This is a genomic window from Carboxylicivirga sp. M1479, from assembly GCF_007097485.1.
Taxonomy (GTDB): Bacteria; Bacteroidota; Bacteroidia; order Bacteroidales; family Marinilabiliaceae; genus Carboxylicivirga.
The window spans coordinates 1-11,528 of sequence record NZ_VKDE01000026.1 but is presented as its reverse complement, the minus strand read 5'-3'; the positions used below and the strand labels follow the sequence as shown (position 1 = coordinate 11,528).

Genomic DNA, 11,528 nt, shown 5'->3' with positions numbered 1-11,528 from the left:
AACTGAATAAAGAAGTGAGAAGGACCAGTTCTCGCTTCTTTTTTTTACCAGTTGATATGGTTTAATTCATCATTTGTGGGATATATTTTAATAATTAATTTTCACCCTCGGTATAATACTTAAGTGTAAAGACTCTTGTTTTCCTATCAAAGCTATAAGTAACAGGTGCCGACATACTAATCATATTCATTACTTCACTAATACTCTCCATTTCGATGGTACCAGAGTACCATAATTTATCCAGCTCTGAATCTTTATAATTGATTTTCACATTATACCACCGTTCCAATTTTGTTATTAAAGTAGGAAAAGCTTCACGATTAAAAATTAATTTACCTTCCATCCATGATGTTGAGTACTTTGTATCAACTTCTTCAATTCTAAATCCTTCTGATACTTTTCTAAGCTGATCACCTGGCTCAAGAGTTAACACTTCCGTTCCACTCTTAGGTTTGAAGTCTACAACTCCTTCAACAAGTGTCGTCTCATAGATTTCTTCATCGGGGTATGCTCTAACGTTAAAAGAAGTCCCTTTCACTACCACATCTCCATCTCTTGTTGAAACAACAAAAGGACTATTACTTTTCTTTACATCGAAGAAAGCTTCTCCAGTTAGGGATATAGTTCTGCGATTACCAAAATTCACAGGGTAAGTGATTGTTGAACCTGAATTAAGCCAGACGCTTGAGCCATCAGGTAAATCAATATTTGTTTTGGCTCCGTATGGTGTAGATATTGTTTGATGCTGTGAAGCAAGTTTGCTAGTGTCAAAATGCTGATAAAAAATGATATTACTAACAAGTAGAGCCACTACAAGAACAGCTGCAACTCCTGCAGCCCAACCGTAAATCCTTATCTTTCTTTGTGCTACTTTATTCCGCTCTATCCAAATGGCTTCTTTTATTCTTTTAAAGAGTATGGGGTTTTCACGAGGTGGAACATCTGCATTATTCATTTCATTGTCCCAGAAACCTTTCATTAAACCCGAAATGGCCGATTCTTTCCGTTTATCAGTTATTAATTCTGACACTTCAGAAAATTCATCGGGACGTAATGTAGAATGGTAATATTTCTTGAATAAACTTTTCATATTTAATGCTTGTCTAATATTTATACACAGCAAAAAAGTCTATCCCTAGTGAGAAAATGAAAAAAATTAGAAAAAAAGATAAAAATAAAGCATCGATACCACCCCGTAGTCTTTAAGATTACCTTTTATATACTTAATGGCAAGCGACATATGGTATTCAACAGTTTTTGTTGTTATCCCCAATTTATCTGCAATTTCATTATGTGTTAAACCTTCAGAACGACTTAAAACAAATATTTCTTTTTGTCGCTCTGGGAGTTCATTAATCAATTGATTTGCTTTTTCCTCTAATTCGCTGTATTCAACCTGGTCGATAGAAGAGTATTCCGATCCAATGGATAGTTTTTTAACTTCTTCTTTTAAGTTTTCATTATTAAGGCGAGCCCTCAATTCATTCAATAGTAAGTTTCGCGTAATAGTAAAGATGTATGAATTAAAAGTATTTGCAGATTTGATACTTTTCCGCTTTTGCCAAATTTTCACAAAAACTTCTTGTAGGATGTCATCAATACCAGCTTCAAGCTTTAGGAATGATTTTGAGAAATTATATAATCTAGGATAATAATAACTAAATAACGCCTCCAATGAGGACTCATCATCCTTAGCCAGCTTAATTAATATTTCTTCTAGATCTAACTGTTTCACTATCCTCCCTTATAATAAGCAAACATATATCATTTCGAGCAATTCTATATATGAATCGGCTAGAAAAATGTTTGTGCTTTGCTTAAAACTTATCCAGATTGTATAACTAATTTTCATAGCTGTTTCTTTTAATGTTCAATTATGAAACTCAATTATAAAACCTGTTCATGATACAATCAATGGCATTATGGGATACGGAAGGAAAAATCGTTTCATTAAATGTGGTTTTGTGAAGTTGACCAATTTTGATACAGATTAAATATTACCAAGAAAAACATCATCAAGAATATTAACACGTTATATATCAATCCACTAACTCCTATGAAACACAAGTGTAGAATCATTCATAACCCTGATTTTCAAGGCATTAGACTCACTTACCGATACAGAAATTCTTGAAAATATTACCTAAAACCTCATCAGTATTGATATGCCCTGTAATTTCTCCTAAAAAGTGAAGAACTTCTCTAATATCCTGCGCTAAGAAATCGCCACTAATACCTGAACTTAAACCTTCTGACACACGTTCAACAGCATCTAAGGACTTTTTAAGAGCCTCATAGTGTCGTACATTAGTAACAATCACTTCATCATTGTCTATTGCCGATAAATTAACTGTCTTAAGTAATTCTGAAGTCAAGGCATCAATATTCTGAAGTTTTTTTGCTGAAATAGGCACAATGGCATCTACACCAGATAACTCCTTGAAAATCTCCTTATTAAATCGATTTTGAGAAGAATCTGCAGCAAGATCCATTTTGTTAATCACCACAATTAATTGCTGATGCTCATCTAATCGATTTTTTACATCAATTATTGCTTCATGAATCTTTGTGTCTGGATCATTAACATCCAGCATCAATAATACAATGCTTGCTTTACTAATTTTATCGTAAGTACGTTCAATACCCAGGTTTTCGATCTCATCCTTGGTTGCTCGAATACCAGCAGTATCAATAAAACGAAAACTTATCCCCTCAATATTTATCGTATCTTCAATCACATCGCGGGTGGTACCATGAATATCCGAAACAATGGCTTTATCTTCCTGCAGTAAAGTATTTAATAGCGTTGACTTACCAGCATTCGTATGTCCAACGATGGCTACCGGAATACCATTTTTGATAGCATTACCCAATGAAAAGGAATCGGTCAGCTTGGTCAATAAACGCATCATCTCATCGATTAATGACATTAGTTCTGAACGGTTAGCAAACTCAACATCTTCCTCACTAAAATCTAATTCCAGCTCAATAAGTGATATAAAATTGAGCAACTGCGTACGCAAATTGATTAACTCATTTGAAAAACCGCCACGCATTTGTTGTAATGCCACTCTTCTTGCAGCTTCACTTCTAGAGGCAATTAAATCGGCCACAGCTTCTGCCTGCGACAAATCCATTTTACCATTAAGAAAAGCTCTTTGCGTGAACTCGCCAGCAGTAGCCAGTCTGGCGCCATTTGCAGTGAGGAGCTGAAGAATTTGTTGCTGTATATACGGAGCTCCGTGGCAGGCTATTTCAACAATTTCTTCCCCTGTAAAGGAATGCGGAGCTTTAAAAATACTCACTAATACCTCATCAATATCTTTGTTGCCATCTCCAATACTGCCAAAGTGAATTGTATTGGCCTTTTGATTCGACAGTACCTTACCTTTACGAGCTGGCGAAAACACTTTTTCGCAAATTTCAATGGATTGTGAACCCGAAAGGCGAATAACGGCTATGGCCCCCATTCCCTGGGCTGTTGAAATAGCACAAACAGTATCTTTTGAACTTTGCATGATAATATTAGTATTGACTTAAACTGATGAGTTGATTTTATAGAACTGAATGCAAATATAGCTATTAGATCTGTAGACACCTTATATAACAGCAAGCATAGATTAAAGAATCAAAAAAAATCATTTCTGCACTTGCAAAATATTATTTGTAAATTGAATAAATTCGCGCACACAAATAAATGTAGAATCGTACTTGGGATCTTTAATACAAAACAAAGGCGCAAATTTTCATCTTAATAGATAATCACTGTTAATGATTAAAATTCCGTTAGAGTTCCATGTGATAATAGAAAGAAAAACTCCACATGAAAAACACATATTTTGATTTAATAGAGCAAAGTTTTTACTTTCCTCAGGAAGGGTTTGACCTCAAAAAAGATTACTTAACATTCCATGGCGTATCACTCAAATACCTTATAGAGAAGTATGGTACACCATTTCGATTTATCTATTTACCAAAGATAGGTGACCAAATTAAAAAAGCACGCAACCTGTTTAACAGAGCCATTAAGAACAATGCGTATCAAGGTGAATACAATTTTTGCTATTGCACAAAATGCAATCACTTTAACCATGTAATTAACGAAGCTCTAAAACAAAATGTTGATATCGAAACCTCTTCCTCTTTCGACATTGATTTGATTCTTTACCTACATAAAAAAGGTAAAATCAATAAAGATATTGTTACGATTCATAATGGTTATAAAACAGATGGCTATCTAAAAAAGATTATAAAACTGCAAGAATTTGGTTTTACAAACTCAATAATTATACTGGACAGTATTAATGAGTACGACCGCTTGCTTAAACAAAGTGCCAATCAAAAATTAAAGATTGGTATTCGAATGGCTATTAACGAAGAACCACAATCAGCCTACTACACCTCTCGTCTTGGCATTCCGCAAAATGTTATCATCGATTTTTTCAATGAGAAAATAAAGGATAATGAAAATGTAGAGCTAAAGATGCTTCACTTTTTTGTTGATTCAGGCATTAAGGATACACCTTATTACTGGGGAGAATTTCAAAAAGCCCTTAACCTGTATGTAGAGCTTAAAAAAGAAAGTCCCGACCTTGAATCATTTAATTTAGGTGGAGGTTTTCCTATACGTAATCATTTAGGTTTTGAGTACAATTACGAGTACATGATACATGAGATTATAGCCAATATAAAAGCTGCATGTACCAAGGGCAATGTAATGGAGCCAAATATATACACCGAGTTTGGTAAGTACACTGTTGGTGAGTCGGGAGCAATAATTTTTGAAGTACTTGAACAAAAACAGCAAAACGACAATGAAAACTGGTACATCATCAACAATAGTTTAATGAATACAATCCCGGATGCATGGTCAATTCAAGAGAAATTTATTTTACTACCAGTTAACAAGTGGCACAATGAGTACGGTAGAGTGAACATAGGAGGTATTAGCTGTGATCATTCCGACTATTATAACTCTGAAGACTTCAACCAGGATGTTTTACTTCCTAAATATGACGATAATGACAAAGAACCTTTGTACTTAGGTTTCTTTCACACGGGTGCCTATCAAGATTCGGTTAGTGGATATGGCGGAATAAAACACTGCCTTATACCAGCGCCTAAACATGTGATTATTGATCGCGATGATACTGGAAACATTGTTGATACGGTATACCGAGAGGAGCAATCGGTAAATGAGATGTTAAATATATTAGGCTATTTAGAGCAGGATGATGAATAAAGTTTTTGGGGATTACGGCGATGAGATTATTGAGCTACAGGATGCTCAAATTTTATTACAATCCATTCCATACGATGGCACAAGCACATGGGGCAAGGGAGCCGACAAAGGATTTGATACATTCATGAACACAGTTCCTAACCTGGAGTTTTACGACATTGAAACGGACTCTGAAGTATATAAAAAAGGCATTCATATACTTCCTGAACTAACAAATTTCACTAGTCCTGAACAGATGTACGAACAGGTACAGAACAAAACCACAGAACTGCTTAAACTGAATAAGTTTCTGACATTTTTTGGTGGCGAGCATTCCGTTAGCATTGGCATTATTGAAGCGTATCAAAATAAATACAATAACCTGACTGTATTACAATTGGATGCTCATTCTGATTTACGATCAAGCTATTTGGGAAGCGAATACAACCATGCCTGTGCCATGCATAAAGCATCTAAAACCAGTAACCTAATTCAGCTGGGAATTAGAAGCATGGATGTTAGCGAAAAGCAATATTTGAATAAAGAAAAATGCTTTTTTGCTGAAGAGATGTACGGAACAGAAACCTGGATGAACGAGAGCATCGACTTAATGACGAATGATGTTTATCTTACCATCGATCTTGATGCTCTTGACCCATCTATTATGCCTTCAACAGGAACACCAGAACCTGGGGGCCTAAGCTGGGACACAACGATACGCTATCTAAAAAAGGTATTTGAACGTAAAAATGTAGTTGGGTTCGATATTGTTGAGTTTGCACCAATTGACGGATTACACGCCCCTGACTTTTTAGTTGCCAAACTATATTACAAATTACTATCGTACAAATTTTACGCTAAGCATATCAACCATTAAGCTGTTAATGCATTTCTACAATGAGTATGCGTTCATTAACTGATACAATCAAAAACCCAAAGCATCCAGCATTTTAGCATTTAATCGTCTGTTTTTACCAATATACGGATGACAATGTATGTGAATAGCAGGGTTAAAATTCATCTCAATTATTGAGTAATTAGATTGCGTTGCCGGTTTTGATATATCGTCAATCATCATATCTAAGCCGGTAACTTTTACATTTAAAGCTTTGGCTGCCTCAACGGCAATTTCTTTATACGATTCGTGCACATCATCAGTAAAATCAATACTATCTCCACCAGTACTTATGTTTGAGTTTTCGCGCAAATAAATGGTTACTCCATCAGCTGGAACAGAATCGAAATCCAAACCTTGTGTTTGTAAAAACATGGCTTCGGCCTCTCCCATGGCAATCTTTTCCAGAGGCGACTTATAGCCCTTCCCTCTGAGCGGATCTTTGTTCTTCTTGCTAATAAGCTGGCCAATTGAAAGTTGCCCATTACCGATTACATTGGCAGGCACCCGATGTAAAATACCAACCAACTCATCATTAATAAGAAACATACGATATTCTTTTCCGCTGATAAATTTCTCAACCAAAATTGTGCTGTCGTGTTCAAATGCAATTGCTACAGCTCTTTCAAATAGCTGTTTGTCATCGTTCTGCTTTAAAATAGTAATACCCAAGCCAAAATTGGTTGACTTCGGTTTAATTACGATGGCTTGCCCACTAAAATAATCAAAAGCAGAATGTGCAGTATTAGCATCAATAAATTCCAGGCCTTCGGGAGCATTAATCCCAGCCGACTGCAACACTTTTTTTGTCATTACCTTATTCTCCATCAACAGTACACTCACGTAGTTATCCAATGAAGTACGGGTGGCCTGCATAACAAATTCAGTTTTTCCATTTTTTGAGAGTTTGATAAAGTTTTCGAGCTTATCCATAACCTGCATCTCCACTCCTCTGATAAGAGCCTCGCGCATTATTAGCTGTGTTGATAACTCCATATCCTCCAAACCCCAAAAATTATAAGTCTTACTGACACTTTCTTGCAAATATAGTTTCGCCTTATTCAGGGTCCAGTCAACAAATGCATGCGACTTTAATTCTTTAAGCATTCTAACGGCTGGTCGCAGAGTCGGATCTACAACCATGCGCTTTAGCTCAGCAAAACTATGCTGATACTTTTCATCCAAATACTTAAGTGTATAGTGTTCAATCTCATTCAATACCAATTCAATTGCTTTTTGCATGGGCAACTGCTTTCCATCATCAGCAATAATAAAGGCATTTTCATCCATTATAAAAGATGCAGCTTGCTCATGATTGGCATAAGCCCTGTCTTGCGTTTTTATATCAAACACATTCAACTCTGGCTTTAATAAACAATACACTAAAAACTGATGAATTATGCGTGCATGATGCACATCAACCCCTGACTTAACAAAGGGATTAAGATCAAGTAAACGTATTTCAAGGTGTGAGATTGTTTCTCCTTCATCGAGTGACTTAATACGAATACTGGCGTAATTTTCCTTTGGTTGAGAAATTAATCCTTTTTCAATCGCATCATCCACGCTTTGATGATAATCTTTAAAGGTATTATAGTTCAAACACAAGTTCTCTTTGTTGCGATATCCGCACATGCTATTGCGCATAGAGCCTGCATGCATCAATCGATATGAGTCGTCTTTTAACTTGGGTAAATGCCTAACGCACTCATTGGCATAGCTACTGTGTACCACTGGACTATTCCCCAATAAAGCGATTAAAAACCACCGGTATCTTTTAAAATTACGCAACGATTTAAGGTATACCTGCTCCCTAAACTGCTCGTAAGAAAAAGCACTATCTTCTGACGTTTTGTACAATTGCTTTAAAACCACTTCATCGAACGAAATATTGAAATGAACGCCAGACAAAAGCTGCTTTTTACGACCATAGTTCTCGGCCAAATAATTACGATAGGCCTCCATTTCAGACCCTTGATTATCAAATTTAGCAATTGGTATATCAGTTTCTTGTTCAGGTAAAATGGGAGGTGTACTTTGTGGCCAAAGCAGCTCATTATCCAAATTTAAAGACACCTCATCGTGCAAGGTTTCTAAGAAGCCGATAGCTTCATCAACGCTATGGCGAACTGGCGTAATCATTTCAACCTGACTTTCGGAAAAATCAGTGGTTATATACGGATGCTCCCTTTTATTGCCAAAAACAGCAGGATGAGGCGTTTGCGCTAACTCTCCATTTAAAGTAACACGTACATTTTCTTTCTCAAAGCCAAAGCCTCCTTCAAATAATCGAGAGCTTGCATTTTGAGAAATAACATCATCAATATTTATATTAGTTGCTTCCATCATGAACATGTTTTAACCATTTATTATTTAAATAGTAGTAGCTTGAAGTTACAAGTATTCCGCGTAAAAAAGTACTAATTAAGATGGCATACCAAATTCCATTAACGCCCAATCGATGGGGTTGCGATAGCCAAAGAGCCAAAGGCACACGTACAATGGTCATAGAAATATTAATGGTGGCCGGATAACGCGTTTTACCAATTCCATTGATCACTCCCGAACCAATCATTTCAATACACATAAAAATTTGCGACAAACCAACAATACGTAGGTAGGCAGCACCAATAACAACAGTTGTATCCTCATCAACAAACCAACGAACCATTTCTTCTGAAAACAATAGAAATAGAACAGTCATAAAAGCGCCAAAACCAAGTGCCAATAATAAACCCGACTTATAGCCATTGTGAATGCGCTTATGTTTTTTAGCTCCAAAATTTTGCCCGGTAAACGACATGATGGCACCATTTAAACCGCCAACAGTCATAAATGTCATGGCTTCGATTTGCAGACCTATTTTTTGCGCTGCAATGGCATCACTACCAAAACCAGCCACAATTTTTGCCATTACAATAGCAATAAATGAAAAGATCATATACTGTATGGATGGCGGCAAGCCCAAACGAGCCAATTGCAACATCTTTTTAAGCGAGATTAACCACGCTTTACTAATACCTAAAAATGCTTTTGCCCGTCGAACTACAAAAATACCAGCTGCCACTAGTTGCGACAGTAAAGTAGCCATTGCTGCACCTGTTACTCCAAAATCCAGAACAAAAATAAAAATGGGATCCAGAATTATATTCAATACCACACCAATTAAGGTAATTTGAAAAGGGGTTTTTGAATCTCCTCTTGCATTACTATTTCCGGTAAATAAGCGTGTTGTAAATATAAAAAACAACCCTACTGAAGCCCAGCGCAAATAGCTATGAGCCATTTGTTCGGTTGCCAAATTATTCAACTCAAAAAACCCTATTAACTGCACGTGTCCTACTTGTATTAACGACAAGTATACTATGGTTAACAAAAAGACACCAATTAGGGCGTTGATGGCTATATTTTGTGCTTCTTCATTGTCATTTCTACCAATTGCCTGAGATATGGCAATATTATTGCCAACCATTAAAATCGAAGCAAATGCCCAGCCCATGTGCAGAAAAAAACCTGATGTTCCAACAGCAGCAACAGCATTAGAGCCTAATTGACCTACCCATAGCATATCGGTAAAATTATAGGCAAACTGCATAAAGGATGATCCAATAATTGGTATCGCTAGTTTTATAATACTCGAAAGAACTGGGCCTTTCGTTAAATCTTTCTGCATTTAGTATATTTCAATAATATTTTAAATAATCTTTAACTCCCTCTGTTGAACAAGAAATTAAAGGTTCAAAATTACGTCTATCATTTGATAAAAAATGACTAGCACTCGTTAAATAGAAGTTAATAAACCCAAAAGCTCTGTAAAAGCTACAGGATAATTACGGATTACTGGAACATTGATATGATAACTTTTCAGCAACAAAATACTTGCAACTCAAAGGTCGCTACATTTAAAAATAACGATAACTGTTGATTACATTTTTGCATCATCCTTAAAATGCTCCATATCAATAAGGTGCAAATCAAGTGCACGTACTGAAATCTTAATTTCCCAACCTGAAAGTAACAATGAAATTATGAGTAATAACAGCCCTAAACCAAAGGCAAAGGCGGCTGGCACAAAAATCTCAATGTAAATAAGTAACATGGATAATACGCAAAACATCAAGCTGGCTACGCCTAATAATTGCATATTCTTGATAAGGTAGAGTCGCTTGCGCAGATTTCTTATTTGATCTAACAATACTTGGTTAGAATTGCTTTGCAGTTGGCCGTATAATTGACGTACTAAAGCAGCATATGCCAAAAAGCGATTGGTATAAGCTAATAAGATCAATGATACAGCAGAAAAAAGCAATGCTGGCGTTGTTAAAGTGAGCGCGTTCATACATTATAATTTTAATGCAAAACCTTAAAACAAGGGCTTTGTTCGACGGTAAATAGTCATTTAACAAATATTAATCCTGCATTAGTTCTTCTAATTCAATAATTGATCCTAGTGTATAAAATTGATCTGAAATAATAGGTTCATTAACTTCCTCGTGATGCCAGGTTGTATGAAACGGCACATGTACACCCCAAGAACCTATTTGCAATACAGGCAGAATATCCGATTTGAGTGAATTACCCACCATTAACAGTTCGTGATTTTCGATATCGAGGTGCTTAATTAGAGCCTGGTAGGTGCTCGGTGTTTTATCGCTCATTACTTCAATATGATGAAAATAGGGCAATAAACCCGACTTGCGCAGTTTACGTTCCTGATCCAACAAATCACCTTTGGTCGCCACAATTAATCGATAATCGCCTTGCAAACTTTTTAATACCTGCTCCACTCCATCCAATAATTCAACAGGTTTTTGAAGCATGGATTTTCCAACCTCAATTATTTCACCAATTTGTTGTGCTGATACATGATTATTTGAAATAACATTAGCGGTTTCAATGAGTGACAGCATAAAACCCTTGATGCCATATCCGTATAGCAACATATTATTCATTTCTACTTCATACAACTTACGATACACCTCATCTGCTTTGGCGAAAGGCTTCATGATGGTAGCAAAAACCTTTTCCGCATCTCTAAAAAAGGTTTCATTAACCCATAAGGTATCATCAGCATCAAATGCTATTACTTTTATATTTTGTTTCATCTTTTTAAAAACTAGTATCAAGACACAAGACTGATTTACAGAACACATACAAAGATTCTTTAATCATAGCCCTGTGTATTTAAAGCTTAATCATGATGGTTTCATATGATTATAATTTGCTTTCATTTGCCATATGGAACTCTCAAGTAAATTTTATCATCCCCTTGTGTGAAAATTTGGATAATCAAATTTACATGGTCGTTTCATATACTCTAATTAATTACAAGTTTTTAAGCCACTTTATTAGTGGAGCTATTAATATTTTTCTCTCTCGGATCAAGACATATATAATCCTGACGATATGGTG

General features: G+C 35.9%; 9 protein-coding genes. 2 read left to right on the top strand and 7 right to left on the bottom strand.

The genetic code is table 11. The features are described 5' to 3' along the window. Positions 1 to 94: 94 nt before the first annotated feature. From FNN09_RS15315 to mnmE, 3 genes are all read right to left on the bottom strand, one after another. Positions 95 to 1,090 (bottom strand): FecR family protein, encoded by a 996-nt coding sequence (locus FNN09_RS15315; protein WP_143303249.1) that lies wholly within the window; start codon positions 1,088 to 1,090, stop codon positions 95 to 97. Positions 1,091 to 1,156: 66 nt separating this feature from the next. Beyond that, on the bottom strand, positions 1,157 to 1,735 hold the full coding sequence (locus FNN09_RS15310; protein WP_185969033.1) for an RNA polymerase sigma factor: 579 nt from the start codon (positions 1,733 to 1,735) through the stop codon (positions 1,157 to 1,159). A 373-nt stretch (positions 1,736 to 2,108) separates the two neighbouring features. After that, on the bottom strand, positions 2,109 to 3,518 hold the full coding sequence (mnmE, locus tag FNN09_RS15305; protein ID WP_143303247.1) for a tRNA uridine-5-carboxymethylaminomethyl(34) synthesis GTPase MnmE: 1,410 nt from the start codon (positions 3,516 to 3,518) through the stop codon (positions 2,109 to 2,111). Between the two features lie 305 nt (positions 3,519 to 3,823). On the opposite strand from mnmE, the gene FNN09_RS15300 reads away from it, so the two are divergent. Both FNN09_RS15300 and speB read left to right on the top strand, forming a co-directional pair. Continuing rightward, complete coding sequence (locus FNN09_RS15300) at positions 3,824 to 5,242, top strand: arginine decarboxylase (protein WP_143303246.1); 1,419 nt, start codon at positions 3,824 to 3,826, stop codon at positions 5,240 to 5,242. Continuing rightward, on the top strand, positions 5,232 to 6,098 hold the full coding sequence (speB, locus tag FNN09_RS15295; RefSeq protein ID WP_143303245.1) for an agmatinase: 867 nt from the start codon (positions 5,232 to 5,234) through the stop codon (positions 6,096 to 6,098). Before FNN09_RS15300 ends, speB begins: the two co-directional genes overlap by 11 nt. 48 nt (positions 6,099 to 6,146) lie before the next feature. Here speB and gshAB read toward each other — a convergent pair whose 3' ends face one another. The 4 genes from gshAB to FNN09_RS15275 form a co-directional block, all read right to left on the bottom strand. Continuing rightward, a complete protein-coding gene (gene gshAB, locus FNN09_RS15290) occupies positions 6,147 to 8,462 on the bottom strand; it encodes a bifunctional glutamate--cysteine ligase GshA/glutathione synthetase GshB (RefSeq protein ID WP_143303244.1) in 2,316 nt (771 codons plus the stop codon). Beyond that, a complete protein-coding gene (locus FNN09_RS15285) occupies positions 8,449 to 9,789 on the bottom strand; it encodes an MATE family efflux transporter (protein ID WP_143303243.1) in 1,341 nt (446 codons plus the stop codon). The genes gshAB and FNN09_RS15285 overlap by 14 nt, the downstream gene beginning before the upstream one ends. Before the next feature lie 252 nt (positions 9,790 to 10,041). After that, a complete protein-coding gene (locus FNN09_RS15280; RefSeq protein WP_143303242.1) occupies positions 10,042 to 10,455 on the bottom strand; it encodes a DUF2721 domain-containing protein in 414 nt (137 codons plus the stop codon). Positions 10,456 to 10,525: 70 nt separating this feature from the next. Continuing rightward, entirely contained in the window at positions 10,526 to 11,221 is a 696-nt protein-coding gene (locus FNN09_RS15275) for an HAD family hydrolase (RefSeq protein WP_143303241.1), read from the bottom strand. Positions 11,222 to 11,528 lie beyond the last annotated feature (307 nt).